This is a genomic window from Microvirga antarctica (genome assembly GCF_017921815.1).
Taxonomy (GTDB): Bacteria; Pseudomonadota; Alphaproteobacteria; order Rhizobiales; family Beijerinckiaceae; genus Microvirga; species Microvirga antarctica.
The window spans coordinates 1-16661 of the sequence record NZ_JAGEMM010000004.1 but is presented as its reverse complement, the minus strand read 5'-3'; the positions used below and the strand labels follow the sequence as shown (position 1 = coordinate 16661).

At 58.3% G+C, this 16661-nt stretch carries 11 protein-coding genes; 6 read left to right on the top strand and 5 right to left on the bottom strand.

Annotated elements, in window-relative coordinates:
* Positions 1 to 6: 6 nt before the first annotated feature.
* Positions 7 to 843, bottom strand: a complete 837-nt coding sequence (locus J4G32_RS13355) for a carbohydrate ABC transporter permease (RefSeq protein WP_210495087.1) — start codon at positions 841 to 843, stop codon at positions 7 to 9.
* A complete protein-coding gene (locus J4G32_RS13350; RefSeq protein ID WP_210495067.1) occupies positions 843 to 1748 on the bottom strand; it encodes a carbohydrate ABC transporter permease in 906 nt (301 codons plus the stop codon). Before J4G32_RS13350 ends, J4G32_RS13355 begins: the two co-directional genes overlap by 1 nt.
* A gap of 105 nt (positions 1749 to 1853) precedes the next feature.
* Here J4G32_RS13350 and J4G32_RS13345 point away from each other — a divergent pair, with 105 nt between their 5' ends.
* The 3 genes from J4G32_RS13345 (at position 1854) to J4G32_RS13335 (ending at position 6513) form a co-directional block, all read left to right on the top strand.
* Entirely contained in the window at positions 1854 to 3563 is a 1710-nt protein-coding gene (locus J4G32_RS13345; protein WP_210495052.1) for an SMP-30/gluconolactonase/LRE family protein, read from the top strand.
* Between the two features lie 17 nt (positions 3564 to 3580).
* Complete coding sequence (locus tag J4G32_RS13340; RefSeq protein ID WP_210495032.1) at positions 3581 to 4666, top strand: mannonate dehydratase; 1086 nt, start codon at positions 3581 to 3583, stop codon at positions 4664 to 4666.
* Between the two features lie 146 nt (positions 4667 to 4812).
* Entirely contained in the window at positions 4813 to 6513 is a 1701-nt protein-coding gene (locus tag J4G32_RS13335; protein ID WP_210495026.1) for a GMC family oxidoreductase, read from the top strand.
* A gap of 384 nt (positions 6514 to 6897) precedes the next feature.
* Here J4G32_RS13335 and J4G32_RS13330 read toward each other — a convergent pair whose 3' ends face one another.
* From J4G32_RS13330 to J4G32_RS13320, 3 genes are all read right to left on the bottom strand, one after another.
* The gene (locus J4G32_RS13330) at positions 6898 to 7230 is read right to left on the bottom strand and encodes an autotransporter domain-containing protein (protein ID WP_210495018.1); all 333 of its coding nucleotides are present in this window, start codon (positions 7228 to 7230) and stop codon (positions 6898 to 6900) included.
* A 174-nt stretch (positions 7231 to 7404) separates the two neighbouring features.
* Positions 7405 to 9597 carry a putative bifunctional diguanylate cyclase/phosphodiesterase gene (locus tag J4G32_RS13325; RefSeq protein ID WP_210494996.1) on the bottom strand — a complete coding sequence of 731 codons (2193 nt, stop codon included), beginning with the start codon at positions 9595 to 9597 and terminating at the stop codon, positions 7405 to 7407.
* Between the two features lie 725 nt (positions 9598 to 10322).
* Positions 10323 to 14270 carry an autotransporter outer membrane beta-barrel domain-containing protein gene (locus J4G32_RS13320; protein ID WP_210494987.1) on the bottom strand — a complete coding sequence of 1316 codons (3948 nt, stop codon included), beginning with the start codon at positions 14268 to 14270 and terminating at the stop codon, positions 10323 to 10325.
* Between the two features lie 397 nt (positions 14271 to 14667).
* Here J4G32_RS13320 and J4G32_RS13315 point away from each other — a divergent pair, with 397 nt between their 5' ends.
* The 3 genes from J4G32_RS13315 to J4G32_RS13305 all read left to right on the top strand — a co-directional run bounded on the left by J4G32_RS13315 (position 14668) and on the right by J4G32_RS13305 (position 16608).
* Positions 14668 to 15087, top strand: coding sequence for a substrate-binding domain-containing protein (locus tag J4G32_RS13315; RefSeq protein ID WP_210494981.1), 420 nt, complete (start codon positions 14668 to 14670; stop codon positions 15085 to 15087).
* 517 nt (positions 15088 to 15604) lie between these two features.
* Positions 15605 to 15910, top strand: coding sequence for a hypothetical protein (locus J4G32_RS13310; RefSeq protein ID WP_210494974.1), 306 nt, complete (start codon positions 15605 to 15607; stop codon positions 15908 to 15910).
* A gap of 530 nt (positions 15911 to 16440) precedes the next feature.
* On the top strand, positions 16441 to 16608 hold the full coding sequence (locus J4G32_RS13305; RefSeq protein WP_210494970.1) for a recombinase family protein: 168 nt from the start codon (positions 16441 to 16443) through the stop codon (positions 16606 to 16608).
* Positions 16609 to 16661: the final 53 nt, after the last annotated feature.

Genomic DNA, 16661 nt, shown 5'->3' with positions numbered 1-16661 from the left:
CTCCGCTCATCCCTTGACGCTGCCGCCGGTCATGCCGGATAGAAAGTAGCGTTGGAAAAGGATGAAGATTGCGATGACGGGAATAATTGATACCATCGAAGACGCTAGCAACGGGCCCCACTCCCGCCCGAAATAGCCAAGGAAAGAATAGATCGCGACTGGCAGAGTTTTCACGGAGTCTGACGTGATCATGACGGCCGCAACGACGAAATCGTTCCACGCGAACGTGAGAACAAACAACCCCGAGGCGATCAGGCCGGGTCCGCAAAGCGGAAGGACCACCTTCCGCAGTGAGGCCAGCCGCGAGTAGCCATCGATCATCGCCGCGTTGTCGATTTCGCGCGGGATTGTGCCGATGTAGGCATACATGATCCAGATCACGATCGGCAATTGATAGGCGGTGTACAGGACGATCAATCCCACCAGTTTGTCGGTCAGTCCGATGCTTGCCATGAGTGTGTAGCTCGGCACGATAAGCGAGGCGATCGGTATGCTCATGACGGCGATAATGATCAGGAGCACGAGACTGCGGCCCTTGAACTCAAACCGCGACAGCGAATAGGCTGCGACGGTTCCAATCGTGAGACACAGCATCACGGTGACGAGGGAGACGATCATGCTGTTCCCTACGTATGTGAGCATGTTCTGAGCGATGAGGGTCCTATAATGGACGAATGTGATCTCGGATGGAATGATCTCGGGCGGCAGGGAGAGTATCTTCTGCGTTGGCTTTAACGACGTGCTGAGACCCCACACAATCGGCGCCAGCGCGACAACGGCAATAAAGACGTTGACGCAGAACGACAACAGCTTCCTGAGGACGATCTCTCGTCTGTAATGCATCACAGTTTTCCGTTTTTCTGGAAGACGCGCACCAATGCAATCAGAAGGACAACGTTGAGAATGAAGGTAAGGAAGGTCAGCGCATTGGCGCGGCCTAGCATATAGTCGCTGAAACCAAGCCTGAAAATCCGCAGCGTCGTGGTTTCCGTTGTCGCCATCGGTCCACCGGCCGTCAGGATCAGGGGATAGGTGAGCGAATTAGCGAAATGCATCAAGAGCCGAATCAGTGTGATCAGGATGGGAAGCTTGAGCATCGGGAGCGTCAGCCTCTTGAACCGATACCAGGCGCTCGCGCCGTCAACGCGCGCCGCAAGATGCAGCTCACGCGGTATGCTTTTCAAGCCGGCCAGCAAAAGGATCATAGCGAATGCGGAGTCTCGCCAGATCGCGTTGAAGACCAAGGCGCCCATCGCCGATTTCGGGTCGGAGAGAATGCTGAAATCGCTGACGCCAAATGGCAGGAGGAGCGCCTGTGTTACGCCGGAGTCCTGAGATAGCAGCCACTTCAGCAAGAGCGACCCAACGAGCATCGACACCACGTAAGGCACGAGCACGATGGTTCTCATGAGGACGGCCGATCGTGAGTCGCGCTCAAGATACAGCGCCAACGATAATCCTATGCTGAACGTGATGACCAGCGACAACGCCGCAAAGGTTGCGGTCACGATCATGCTGTTGACAACGAGTTGAGAGTTCAGGACAGCGAGGTAGTTGTCCCAACCGACAAAGCGCCCAACGTTGAAATATCTAACGTCGTGGAGACTAAACCAGAAGCCCACGACAAGCGGCGCGAATACAAACATCGCTTCCATGGCGAGCGCCGGCACCACGAGCGCTAGGGCAAACCCCTCGGTGGGATTGAAACGCAATCGACGTGGAGAATGTAGCAAAAGCGCCAAACTCATCTCTCCTTGTTCCAACAAATGAAACACTTGTTTTTATAAATGGAACATGCGAGGAATATGTTGGATCGAGCGAAGTGTCAATACTTCGTAGCAGGAGACGTTAGATTGCATTCGCTATCTAAAGCAGCATCGTCGGAGACGATCTCGCCATCGGCGGCAACTGCGCACAAGGCGATTGCGGTCTTCGACCTCATTGGCAATTCCGACAGGCCGTTGGCTTTCAAGGAACTGGTCAATCTCAGCGGCCTGCCAAAAGCAACGCTTCATCGCATGCTCGGCGCATTGACTGAAACTGGACTCGTGAGTTTCGATACTTCGTCAAAAACCTATTGGCTCGGGATGCGTCTCGTCGATCTCGCCAATAAAATTTGGGAAAGGATCGATCTATCGGGAGCGTTCGAACGCGAGCTGAGCCATTTGAAGAAAATTTCAGGGTACTCCGCCCAGCTGGCAATGATCGACGGATTCCAGATCGTCTATCTCGACGAGCGCGCGCCACTTGACGAGATTCGTTTGTATTATCAAAAGGGGCGAAGGCTGCCCGCCTATTGCACGGCGATTGGCAAAGCGATCCTGGCGAGCCAGAATTTGTTTAGCGTACATACGCTCGTCAATAAGCACGAACTCGTGGCCTACACCCTCAACACGATCACCAACTGGCCAGCGCTTCAACGCGAACTCGCTTTGGTAAAGGAACGTGGCTATGCAATCGATGACGAGGAGCACACCGCGAACCAGCGCTGCATCGCGGCACCGATTCGAGATCACCGGGGCGTTGCCATCGCTGCCCTTGGCCTGACTGCCACCGCAACACAGCTTTCGTTAAAGGAATGCCACACTCTCGCGCCCGAGGTCATCGCGGCAGCCGAGCGGATCTCGTTTGGCATCGGTACTGTCGGTGCCAGCAAACCTCAGGATTTTGCGCGCGTGACCGTCACTCCTGACGAGCGAGTGAAGTGCATCTTTCCGGACACTAATTTCCTCGGCGACAGCCCCGTTTGGAAACCAGATACCAAAACGCTCATATGGGTGGACATATTAGCTCCATCGGTTCAGGAGGGCGATCCTGCGACCGCTGTCGTTTCCTCTCAGCAACTGCCGAGTCTGGTCGGTGCCGTCGCCTTGCGGACAAGCGGCGGCCTCGTCGCTGCGATGCAGAACGGTTTTGCCACGGTTGGCCTCTTGGGAACGGAACCCACCCCGATGGGCGATCCTGAGTCCCACCTTCCGCAGAATCGGTTCAACGATGGCAAGTGCGACAGTTCAGGCCGGTTCTGGGCCGGAACAATGAGCATGGTGAGAGATCGCGGCAGGGGGAGCCTCTACAGGCTCGATCCAACAGGCGATATCCATCTCGTCGATACCGGCCACTGGCTTTGCAATGGCATCGAGTGGAGCCTCGACGATCGGCTCCTTTTTCTTGCAGACAGCCTTGAAGGTTGCATCTACGCGTACGATTACGACCGGACTACCGGCTCGGTAAAGAACCGGCGCGTTCACATCGCAGTGCCGGAAACCGACGGAATTCTTGGCGGGCTGACCATCGACCAGGATAATTGCCTGTGGGCGGTCCTGAGCCAGAGCGGTCGCCTTGTGAGGATCGATCCGCAAGGCCAGATCGTCACGAGTATACCGATGCCAGTTCCGCATCCGATGGGAGTCACTTTCGGCGGCGAAAAATCCGACACCCTTTTCGTCACGTCGGCCCGATTGCGGCTGACCACGTCACAGATCAACGCGGCACCATTAAGCGGCAGCGTCTTCAGTGTCGCCAGCGGTCGCAAAGGCCGCGCGGCAAATCAATTTGCCGGTTGAATTTACGGAGAAGAGCCATGTCTATTCGAGTTGCCGTAGGCCAGTTCAAAGAACTGACGGCGGATGATATCAGTTTCTGTCGGCAGCTTGGCGTGTCGGGCATAACAGTCAATCGTCCGGATTTCGACGCCCCATCGTGGCGCGCGTTCCTCAATAAGCACTACCCCTATGGACCTGCGGACTTCAATCAGTCGGAAACTTGGGATTTCATGGATCTTGTCAATCTTCGCCTTCGCCTCGAGGAGAACGGTCTGAGACTGGAAGCCATCGAGAATGTTCCTTATCGCTTCATCGATCAGATTCTCACAGGTGGTCCGCAGCAGGATCGGCAGATCGATAATTACTGCGAGACCGTCAGGAACCTCGGTCGTGCAGGCATCGGTACTCTCGGCTATCACTTCGCTCCGAACCTGGTCTGGCGAACGTCCACATCGCGTCCTGGAAGAGGCGGTGCCGGCGTGAGCGCATTCGACCTCGAGCAGGCGCGCCAGGCACCGCCAACGCACAAGCGGATGATCGATGAATCAGAGCTCTGGGGGCACTACGCAAAGTTCATCACGCGTGTTCTCCCCGTCGCGGAAGAAGCTGGAGTACTGCTTTCTCTCCATCCCGACGATCCACCGGTGCCTACGCTCGGCGGCGTCGATCGAATCATGAACAGCATAGCCGGATATGAAAAGGCGTTCGCAATCGGCAACAGCCCCAATCATGGAATGACATTCTGCGTCGGCACCTGGGGCCAGATGGGCGGCGAAATTATCTACGATGCGCTAGGCAAATTCTTGCGGGAGAAGCGCGTCTTCTACCTGCACTTCCGAAACATCGACGGTGCGGTCCCGACATTCAGCGAATGCTTCATTGATGAAGGAGACGTGGACGTGACTCGAATTGTCCAGATTTTGCAGAGCAATTCCTATGACGGCTTCGTCATCGACGACCATGTCCCACAGATGGTGCATGATACGCCATGGGGACACCGTGGCCGTGCGTTCTCGACAGGCTTCCTCAAAGGCCTCATCCGCGGGATGGGAGCGGACATTGCGTACCCAGTCGGTTCGGTCGCCTCGAGCGGGCGGCAGGAATCTCTGCATCCGAGGCCATAGATAAAAACCGGAGAGTCAAGTCATCTGCCTACTTCGACGGGTAGAGTGTCGGATCTTGCAGCATGGCCGGAGCGCGCGTCCTCTTTAGTCCTCCGCGAACTGCAATCCCGTTCTCGAAGGACGGCTTATCAAGGCAAAGCGTGAGCATGGATTCGACAGTCATTTGGGACTACATCGTCGTCGGAGGTGGATCCGCCGGGTGCGTTGTTGCAAACAGACTTTCTGCGAAAAGCTCGCTCAAAGTTCTGCTCATCGAAGCCGGTATGGACTTTCTGCCCGGGCAGGAGCCAGAAGACATAAAGGACCTGTATCCCTACGGCGCCGCCTTCAACTCGAAGTATCAATGGCCGGGGCTGGAAGTCTTCTACCGCGCGGTTCCGCATAATAATCCAGCCGTTTCCAAGGCTAGGCACTACGCCCAGGCGCGAGTGATCGGTGGCGGTTCAAGTATCAACGGCGAACTCGCAAATCGCGGGACACCGGATGATTACGACGGCTGGGCAAGGTCCGGAGCGGCTGGCTGGGGGTGGGACGACGTCCTGCCTTACTTCCGCAAGCTCGAGACCGATCTGGATTTCGATGGACCGCTGCATGGCTCCGATGGGCCGGTGCCGATCAGTCGCCTCTTCGAAGATCAGTGGCCGGGCTTCACGCGAAGCTCGACCTCCGCATTCAGCGAATTCGGTTATAGAGACATTCAGGATCAGAACGGCAATTTCGGCGACGGCTGGTTTCCCATGACCTTGTCGACGGATCGAAAGCAGCGCGTTTCGACAGCCATGGCCTATCTGGATGCGACGACGCGCGCCAGACCAAATCTCAGGATCCTGACTGACACTGTGGTGGAGGGAATCGAGATCGTCGATGGGGTGACGCTCGGTGTGAGAGCCGGTGGCGTCCTGATCAGAGGTCATGAGACGATCCTCGCCGCGGGCGCCATTCAATCACCCGCACTTCTCCTGAGATCGGGTATCGGTGCGGCCGATGCGCTGAGAACTTTGGACATCGCTGTCGTTGCCGATCTGCCAGGGGTCGGTGCCAACTTGCAGGAGCACCCCTCTATCTCCCTGTCGGGTTGGCTTGAGCCCGGTTCCCGAATGGGCAAGATCCCGCGGCGCCATTTCCAAGCCGGTCTTCGCTACTCCTCCAATCATCCGGAAACACCAGAAAGCGACATGTTCATTTCCGTCGTGGCAAAATCAGCTTGGCATCCGATTGGTCGGCGCGTTGGATCTCTGGTGGGCTGCGTCAACAAGTCGTTCTCGCGCGGGCACGTCAGCCTGGCGTCACCGGACCATTCGAAACTGCCCCATGTTGAGTTTTCGTTCCTGTCCGACAGACGCGATCTTGAGAGGATGAGGGACGGTGTCCGCTTTATGGCAAAGTTGTTTCAGTCGAACGCGTTGCAGCACATCGCTTCCGCCCCATTTTGCGCGATGCACGGAAAGTTGGCGGCGATGGTTGGGACGATATCCTTCCGAAACTGGCTGATGACGATTGGACCGGCCGTGGTTCTGGACACCTCGGCGCGACTTCGTAATGAGTTTGTCGATAGGTTCCTCTCACCGGATGCAAGGCTGTCTGACGTGATGAAGGCAGATGATACGCTCGACGAATTTCTAAAGGAACGCGTCAGCGGCGGGTGGCACGCATGCGGCACGTGCCGGATGGGACCATCGACCGATCGTGACGCCGTGATCGACTCCGGGACCGCTCGCGTTCGCGGTGTAGCCGGCCTAAGTGTCGTCGATGCATCGATTATGCCTCATATTCCGCGTGCGAATACAAACCTCCCTGTCATCATGGTTGCGGAGAAAGCGTCAGACCAGATTATTCACCGGGCATGAAGCGACGAATGCAACGCAGCACGTCCTCGCCTCAGACGGAGCTCGGAAATCAAGAGGCTGTTCGAGCGTCTGTGTGACAGGTGCGCGCGAGGGCAAATCGAAACGAAGAGGAGCGGCCCGGCATCCGGGATTGTTGACAGAATTCAGGGATTACTACAACAGTCACGACATGGACGGGAGTAGGCGGGGACCTGAAACCACCGAGAACTGGCTCTGAACTATTCGATGCTTTGGCTCCATAACCTGCGGTCGAACATGGCTTGAGTTGCTTTTTTAGAGAGGAGCCGCAAGCTCCCACGTCGCGCCCTTAGAAACACATTACGAGAGTGTGCAAGTTGCGGCGCCGACGGCTTTCGTGAAACAGAGAGTTTGGGAAAGATCGTCTCAGAAACGGACTTTCAGTGCCGCGCTGAAGCCGTAGGTGCGACTGTTGTCCGCCAGCGTGCCGTCGAGACGCCCACTGAGGCTCACCTTGGAGGACATCTGATAGTCGATCACTGCCGCGACGAGAGCCGCCTCACGCTCCTCTCTCGCGCCTGAAACACTGAAGCTGGCAGCGGGCACGGGCGAGAGGCTCGCCGCGAACGTCATGTCGTGCAGGAAGTCGTGACTCCACCCGAGATCAGCGAAGACGGTCATCGCTCTGCCACCGACCTGCATTGTCACTGCCGTCTTGACGCCTAGCTCAGAGCGCATCGCCGTATTTGTCCGGTTCATTCCAACGACCCCTTACCAACGTGTTGATGATCCCGTGGAGTGACGTGGGTAACGGTGGCGAGTTGGCAATGGTCGCGCCTTCAACGTGAGTTTGGTCGAACGTTCAACCGGCGCCTACTGCCTTTTCGACATCTCGGTATGGCCTAGGTGGTTAGGCGGATATTTCATCAGGACCTAGAGTTTTTCCTCAGAGTCACCGTATGTTCCTGCTGTTGTGCGGCCCTTCTGCAAAGATGAGACAAGAGCCGGAACGAAGCTTCGCGGTCCCGGCTTGGCGAACAAATAGCCCTGTCCAAGGTCACAACCATGGGTTCGGAAGAATGTCGCTTGGGCTATCGTTTCGATGCCTTCCGCTACCGTTACGAGCCCAAGCCCTTGACCAAGGGAGAGGATGGCCTTCAAAATCGCGGTGTCCTCAGGATTGCTCTCGAGATCCTGGACAAAGGTACGATCAATTTTGATGACGTCCACCGGGAAGTGTTTCAGGTGCGAAAGAGAGGCATAGCCGGTGCCAAAATCGTCTAAAGCTATTGTTATACCTTCTGCGTGAAGCATCCGAAGGGCTTGCTCAACAAACTCCGCGCCGCGCCCAAGAAACACGGTCTCTGTGACCTCCACCTCAAGACATTGCGCAGTGATACCATTCTTATGAAGACGTTCCAACAATTGCTCTGCATAGTTGCCGCTGCGGAATTCAGCCGCCGATGCATTGATGGCGACATGCCCGAACTCAACCCCCGCATCCAGCCAATGACGCATGTCCGTAAGGACCTGTACCTGCATCTGCGTGCCTATGGCGACAGCGAGACGTGGGTCCTCGAATGCGGCTTGGATCGCCCCCGGGAGCTCGATCATGCCGTGCGGGTTGTGCCACCGCAGCAGAGCTTCGAAGCCTGCCAGTTCTCCTGTTTGCAGAATTACCTTTGGTTGGTAGAACGGTTCGATCTGCTGTTTCTCCACAACTCGGCGTGCGTGGTTGAGCATCGAAGCCCTGCGGTGGGCGGCGGCCCGCATCTCCGGCTCGAACAAAATCCCCTTGCCGCGGCCTGAAGATTTGGCGACCTGGAGAGCTAAGTCGGCTTGCTTCTGGAGGTCTGGAGCATCGGCGGCCAAATTGGGCCAGAGGCTGGCCCCGATACTCACCAGACATTCGACCGGTTGCTCCCCATACGAAAACGGCGCCTTCAGGCCGTTGAAAATGTCAGTGATGATGCCTTCTAAGCGAGCAGCACTCTCGATATCTCGGAGGACCACCGCGAACTCGTCTCCGCCAATCCGCGAGACCGTATCCCAGCTTCGAACCGATTTTCGCAGCCTGGTTGCAACCTCCACTAGGAGCGCGTCGCCCGCGCTATGGCCCAAAGTGTCGTTTACCTGCTTCAGATGGTCGATGTCGAGGTAGAGCAGACCAAGGGAACAGCCGGTGCCTGACGTCTGCTCAACTCCTTCTTCAAGTCGCTCACTGAAGAGCACTCTATTCGGGAGTCCCGTCAGGGGATCATGCTGGGCGGTCCAGCGGATGCGTTCGTCTGCTTCCTTCTGGCGAGTGATATCGATGATAATGCCTTCAGCGAACATTGGGGTAGCCGAAGCGTCACTGACGAGTTGCATTCGGTGTAAAACCCAACGCACGTCGCCTGAATATGTAATTATCCTGTATTCCGCACTGGATGGCCCACGCGACTCTTTCGCCTTTGAAACGATGTTTTCAAGACGCTTCAGGTCTTCCGGATAGACAATGTCGGCCCAACGGAGATGCCCCGCTACGAAATCGGCCGCACGATAGCCCGTCAGCGTTTCCGCGCCCTCACTCATCAGAGTAAACGGCCATGGAGGATCGGCGTCACATCGGAAAATCACGCCAGGCATATTATCGATGAGGGTGGCGAGTTGGCGCTTGCTCTCCTGGAGCTCCTCCTCAACCTGATGCCGAACTGTGATGTCCAGGTAGGAGAGGAAATGATTGGTGACGGTACCTTGACCGTCATCAATGGGACTGGCGAACAGCATCGCCCAAAATGAGGTGCCATCCTTGCGATATTGCTTGATCTCCTGGGTTTCGTCCCGCCCCTCCATGATAGCGGACTCATACCGCCGGATGGCCTCAGGGTCGGTAGCTTCGCCATTCATGAAGTGCGGGGCCTGCCCCAGCAACTCGGCCATGGTGTAGCCGGACAGCGCGACGAAGGAGTGGTTGGCAAAAACGATGGGATTGCCGGGCAGAGTGGCATCGGTCACCAACATAGGCATGCGCGTGCGCCGAACGGCCTCGACGAACATCCCGCCTTGCTCCCGAACGGCCTCTATGTGATCCTCAGACACCGTTTGATCAGGTGTCTCCGCCTTGTTTTCCTCGAAATGGTTCATGGCCACTCTGGTACGATTTTAGGTGCGAGTACAAGGGCCAGGCGTCTGGCGGCTGCTCGGGACTAACGCCTATGCGCCCGTTTAGGGCAGCGTTGCGGTCATCCCGCCGTTTGCTCTGCCTCAAGAGCAACCTGACGCTCGGCTACCCTCACCCTCGTCCTAGTTTGTTTACTGCGCAAGCCGCTGCTTAGTTCGGCCATTGGCTGCCGTATCGATGTGGTGGGCGAGATGCTAAGCGCCCGATTGAGTAGATCCGGTCCGATAGCTACTTTGTCATTTGCTACGATGTATTGACACTCCTGCGAACCTCCGCACGCCTCATGGCCTAGGTCATGGCGAACACCTTCCGGAAAGTGCAGAAAGAATCATCGCCTCTGTTCCACCGTTGCCCTAAGTGCAGGTTTGACGCGGTCAGTGCGCGGGATGAAAGCCGGGTTGTCGCCTTGCATTTCCGCGCCGGTCATCCAAGAAACGTCCAATTCCAAGCTAAGCCGAACGCGCTACCGGACCTTCCTAGGGTCCGATAAGGGGGAAGCCGAAGCGCTGTCTCACAGTATCGGCGCACCTTTGGACATTGCACGCAGCATCGTTCAGCAGCCGAACATTAGCGTGGAATGAGCTCTGTGGGGGCCGTCGATAGCGGACCCTGACTCGGAGTCAGATCATTCTCGACGCTGCTGTTGCGAGCCCTCGTGAACGCGCGAACCGATAGCAATAGTCGCAATTCACCATCTCAGGGTGAGTCCGAGGTCCCCTTTGAGGGCGTGGCGGCCATCGTTACTCCTGCCGATTGGCAACGCATAGCTAGCCTGGCCAAACAATTCTACATTCCGGCCTATCTGCACCTTCGCGCCACCGCCCAATTGTAGGGAAGTGCCGCCGAACTTTGTCGGCACAACGTTGATTGCAGCAGCTGTATTGAATGAGGCCAGATCCGTGCCAACAAATCGATGCCACAGGTTTGCCAACAGATAGGGTTGCCACATCGTGCCGCCCTCGTCCTGCCACGAGCCCTGCAGCCTTGCGCCCACTCGGCCGGTCCAGCCGTCGTCGGCATCAAGCTTCACGAAGGCATGCGTGATCGACGTATGATCCCAATCCAGGCGTTGGTAAATCAGCTGAACCTGTGGCTCGATTGCCCAGTGGTCACTCAGCCGAAACGGCACGCCTGCTTCTAGCGAGACAGTCCACAACCGCCCCTCAGTGCTTGGGTCAGACAGGACGTCAAGGGTTCGGGCTCGGCTGCCTAGCCAGCTACGCTGCGTTACGCCGTCCACGTACCACCCGGAGGCCCCGACATGGGTGACATAGCCGCCGAACGTCGTAGCGTCCGTGGTCAGGGTGCCCACGGCCCGGTTAAATATGCCGCTGGCATATCCAGACACGTCACCTTCGCCATAAGTGTAGGCACCGAACACGCCAGATCGGGTGCGGGCGCCGTCCGACCAGTCGTGCTGCCATAGGTCGATCCCGATCTGAAAGCCCCCGATAGCGGCGTCCGTCTCGGGTCGGACCACACCGCGCTGTGTCGTCCAAGACCTCTGGCCAAATGCTCGGCCCCAGAGGCCGGAGGCCATGTTCGTTCCATCGTCCCCGATTTGGGAGGCGATGATCGGCTGGCCGAGCCCCAAGCGGGAGAGATCGTCGCCGCTGATCCGCTCGTGCCACGTGCCAAGCGTCGCCATGCCCATTTCGCGCGCGAGGTTCGGCAGGGCCGAAAGCAGAGGCACCACAGGGCGATAGGCTACGCTCGGTACGGGAGGTGTCGGCGGCGCCGGCGGGTTCGGGGGCACGGGAGGAGCCGGGGGCCTGGGCGGCAGGGGCGGGTCTGGGGGGACGGGTGGTGTCGGAGGGATCGGAGGTATGGGTGGAGCCTCAGACCTCAGGTACCAACTGTCGGAGGAGCCCTGGCTCCCCCGAAAGAGGTTGTACTCGTAGGCGCCTGCTGCGACTGGCGCGCTGAGCGAGAACGCGCTCGCTGCCGTCGTACCGCCATTGACAGCGGCGACGACAAGGATGCCCGTGCCCACAGTCCGTGCTCCAAGGCCGCCCGCATTGGTTACCCCGATGCCGGACATGCCGGTAGCCGTTCCGCTATCGATGACGAGCCGGTCGCCTGCTGAGCCATCCGTGCCAAGGGCCGTGTTCAAGGCTATCACACCACCCTGCCCCACATAGTTGCCGGTAACGGTGAGCGTATTGCCCACACTTCCGCCGCCGATTTGGACAAGGCCGGCGTTCGTCAGATTCCCATCGATGGTAAAGTTGCCGGCGGGACCTCCGGCAAAGGCCGCAAGCGCGTTAGCCACGGCAATGCGACCCGCATTGGTGATCGTGCCAGTGACGCCGCCATAGCCGCCGAGCGTGGCACCTGCCGCTACCGCTAAGGCACCGCCACCGGACAATGCGGCCGAGGGGCTGGTGGCGCTGCCGACGGCAAGAGCACCCGCGGTGACAGACGTGCCTCCGCTATAGGTATTGTCAGCGGTGAGTACCGTCGTTCCAGCGCCCTTTTGGCTAACATGTCCTGCACCCGTCACAATGCCGTTGAAGGTCACCACGTCGGAGCGGTTGAAGCTCAGGGTTCCGCTGTTGGTGACGTTGCCGAGGATGCTGCCGGTGGTTCCGCCATTGCCGAGTTGCAGCGTGCCGGCCGTGATGGTGGTGCCACCCGTAAAGGTGTTGTCTGCCGTCAGCACGGTCGTGCCGGTGCCGAGCTGCGCGGCCCTGCCAGTGCCCGAGATGACACCCGGAAAGGTCGCTACGTCAGAGCGGTTAAAGCTCAGCGTGCCGCCGTTGGTGACGTTGCCGAGAATGCCGCCGCTAGTGCCGCCATTGCCGAGTTGCAGCGTGCCGGCCGTGATGGTGGTGCCGCCGGTGTAGGAGTTGTCGGCCGTCAGCACGGTCGTGCCGATGCCAAGCTGCGCGACCCCGCCGGTGCCCGAGATGACGCCGGGAAAGGTCGCCACGTCGGAGCGGTTAAAGCTCAGCGTACCGCCGTTGGTGACGTTGCCGAGAATGCCGCCGCTGGTTCCGCCATTGCCGAGTTGTAACGTGCCGGCCGTGATGGTGGTGCCGCCGGTGTAGCGATTTGTGCCTGTTAGAACCAGCCTGGCTGCGCCAGTCTTGACAAGATTGCCAGTGCCGATGACGAGTCCAGTTGCGAAGAGGGCGGCATTAGTCTGGAATCGTCCACCGCCGGCGTTAATCGTAACGCTTCGACCGGTCGTGATGGTATTCGTGTTCAGCAGCGTGCCGCCGTCGAATGTCAGGGCACCCGAAACGGCGCCGAGATTGCCATCCGATGAGACTATCAGGGTTCCCGAAGTTAGGTTCGTACCGCCTGAATAGGTGTTAGAGGCGGTAAGCTCCAATAAACCATTTCCCACATGGTTCAGCCCACCGGTGCCGGACAACAGGCCATTCATCCGCGCGTGACCAGAGATAAGACCGCCGTCTCCCTGAACAGCGCGAACGCCGCCACTGAGATCGATCCCGTTCTGGAAGTCCAAGGTGCTGTTGCTGTCTGTTCCGAGGACTAGGCGGCTGCCGGTCGGCACGAAGCCGCCGCTCCCCCACGTTAGTGTCGTGCCTGCACCACCAAGGTTGACGACACGGGCGGAACCCGAGGCAACAAAGCCGCCGTCACCAGCCCATCGTACTTGTCCCGCACCGGTTCCCAAACCTCGCGTGAAGTTACCCGATGCGCTGGTCAGTCCCAACGATCCACCGGTCCCGGTCGTCCCGTTGAAGACCAGATTACTGCCGGGTGAGAGTCCGCCTGCGCTTCCCGCCTGCAGTTTGCCCTGCGTAATAGTGGTTGTGCCGGTGTAGCTGTTGCTTCCAGACAGTATGGTGGCCAATGTGCCACTTTTGGTGAGCGAGAGGATGTTGGCACCTGTATTGGCCAGATTCCCAGACATCGTCACACTCGTGAGTGTACCGTTGAAATTCAAGTTTGTGGAACTGGTGAGCGTCGGGGATCCGTTCCACGTGAAGGTTCCAGCGCTCTGCACATTTACAACGCCTCCTGTCAGCGTGAAATTGTGCGTAAAATTTGTGCCGAGGAGGAGAGTCGAACCGCTGTTCAGCACCAGACCAGCAGCAGACGTTGAGACTCCAAGGGCATTCGCACTGTTGATCCGCAAGGTCCCAGCAGCAACCGTGGTGGCACCAGTGTACCCTACGTTGCTGCCCCCAAGAGCGAGGGTAGCAGTACCGGCTTTTGTAAAGCCTGTGCTGCCGTTTATTGCGGAATTGAGAGTGGTGACCCCGACGTTGGTCGTCACTACGGGACTGAGGCCACCAAACGTTAAGGTACTCCCTGCCACGGTATAGCCGCCGACATTGAATGTCAGATTGTGTGCGCTGATGGGGGTGGCCAGCGTGACTGTACCAGCAGAACCCGCGAAAACGGCATTGTCAAAGGTCGCGTTGTTCCAGGGTTGGGAGGTGGTCCCGTTGAACCACAATGGCGAGGTCGTATTCCAGCTACCTGTTCCCCCGACCCCCGTGGTAGCGCCGTTGACATCCCATGTCAGATTCTGTTGCGCTTGGGCGCGAGGCATCAGGCCCGAAATCACGAAAAAAGTGGCAAGGACGGGAAATCCGATGCGGACTTGACCTAAAAAACTCGTGCGTACCGTGTTGCGATCGAACGCGCAAAAGGTCATCGCGTTGGGCGCAACAGTAGCGACAGCAGCTGATTTATGAAGATGTCATCACCGGACTTTCTCTGCAAAACTGGGAACAAAAACTTTGATATTCTGTAACTAAGCACTATATCACTTCGCTAGAATATCTCCAGTTTCGAGCCGTTCCACCAACGACGGCCCCGGTCCTCCCAATAGAGCAGTTTCCTCTTAAACGGTAGAGTCGGATTATCGGCACGAACCTCTGGTGCGGAGGATCTCGAGGGTGGGCTGCGGGCAATCTGCTTCCAGGACCAGCCAGTTGCCCTCCTCCATCATCGCCACCGAGGCCACTCGCTTGACAGCATCCAAAGCGTTGACTTGACCGTCCCTGGTCGTCTGCTTGGCGCTCATACCGTAGCGATCAGGTGCGAGATTCTTGAGAAATCGCAACATCTATGGGGCTAAGCGTCGTGGCGCGCAGAGAGTTCAAGAGTGCTGTTGCCACCTGCGCACCTCATCGGCGGCCACGTCACGCCGTGCCTTCCAAATTCTAAGGGCGAACGGGAATCTACCGTCGGCCGTGATCACCAGCAACGACATCATCGCCGGTGGCGTCATTCTCGAATGCCTCGCACTGGGCATTTCAGTTCCGGCTGAACTGTCCGTAACCGGCTTCGGTGATCTTGATATAGCCGCTCAGTTCAGCCCGTCGATCACTACCGTCCGAACACCCCGCTCACAGCTCGGTTCGATCGCCGCCACATATCTGATCCGGAAACTACGCGGCGAAGATGCCATTGACGACTTAAGGCTGGATGTCGAGTTGATTGTGCGTGAATCGACTGGCCCCGCTTGAGATTGCTCTAGTACCACTGCGCATGCGTGAAGAATTGGTGCAGGGGCAAGCCAGCCGCGACGTCCGATCCCGCCTCTTAGCTGGAGTGCAAGCAATTGCCGACCTGCTTGATCGTGCCCGACGAAGTATCCACGCTGCCGAGCAAGGTTAGGAGGCCTTCGCCTCGCGCAAGGAGCGCAACGAGGAAAGGCACGCTCGCGCGGCAACGCCGTCGCTTGCCGCCTTTTCTCTACTTTTTATTTGCGCTCGTGGCGGCGGCAGTTTCGGAATATGGCAGCGCAAGCTACCCCGCAATGCGAACGATTGAGGAAAGTCTTTGCCGGCCGCCGATGAAAGAGCCCGGCTCTCGGTGCAACACGGTAAGCTCTCAGCTGACAACGGGGGGCGAGCGGTCAACGTGAACCACCTGGCTACCACGGTATTCATGCATCCCAAGTCTGCTGCAGTGTACCGGCGCAACCTGCGGTGCTCGATTAGCTGCTCACGGATTTTCAGACGGGTTGGAGACTATCGCTTGATGATCGGGAGCATCACCCTGACGGCGCGGAATATTCATGCACGGACGCGAACTCCGCACCTTGCCGTCGCGTGTCTGGCCGCAATCCTCGCGCCGCTCGTGGTCCTTGGCAACATCAGCTTACTCGCCTCAGCGACCGTGCTCATGCTTCGAGTGGTGTTCACCGTGATGAACGGGGCGTTGTTCATCCTAAGTCGCCGAACGGGAGAGCCACAGGGTAGTTTCGAGGTCTGGCCGATCGTTCCCCTCATGGGAGGGATAGTTTGCCTGGCGCTGATCGTCGTCCGCGTCTCGACAGGTGATTGAAGGGCGCCTGCGCTCGCCGGAGCGATGCTCCTCGGAATTCTTGGCCTTTACTGGATGATGCAACCACGGGCTGTTTCCGGACAATCGTAAGGACGGGATCGAGTTCAGATATGAAATCGGCTCATTTATCTCTTCAGGGTCCAGCTAATTTCCGGCATGGAGAGATGCCTTTTCTTCGATCTGGTATCGGGTATGCAAAGTCCAGAACGGAGGCGCTTTCTTTAGCGGGCTACCCCGGAACCGTCCGATTGCTGAACTGGGAACAGTATGCGCGTGCAAAATTGGCGCTCCGTCACACCCGGCCCTCTTGCTCCATCGATGGGGTGCCCGCAGCCGCGATTGCCCATCAGGACGAAGGCGACGCATCCGTCGAGCGAACACGACTTTCGCAGGTCGGAGCTGGGGAACGGGGCTATACGACGTCGTCTGCGCCACCCTTCAGCTTCACCGGGATCATCAGGTAGCGAATCGCCGACGTCTCTCGGTTAAACTCAAGGGTCAGACGAGTCGTTCAAGCCAGAGGTTCCTTCATGCACGCCGCCGTCTACGCCCGCTACTCGTCCGATCTCCAGTCAGCCTCCTCTGCCGAGGATCAAATCGCCATCTGCAGGGAGCGGATTGCCCGCGAGGGCGGGACGCTGACCGGTACCTTTGTCGACAAGGGCATCTCCGGAGCCAGCATGCTCCGCCCGGGCTAACAGAGCCTGCTGCAGGTGGCGCGCTCAGGCGGTTGCGACGTGGTGGTGGCGGA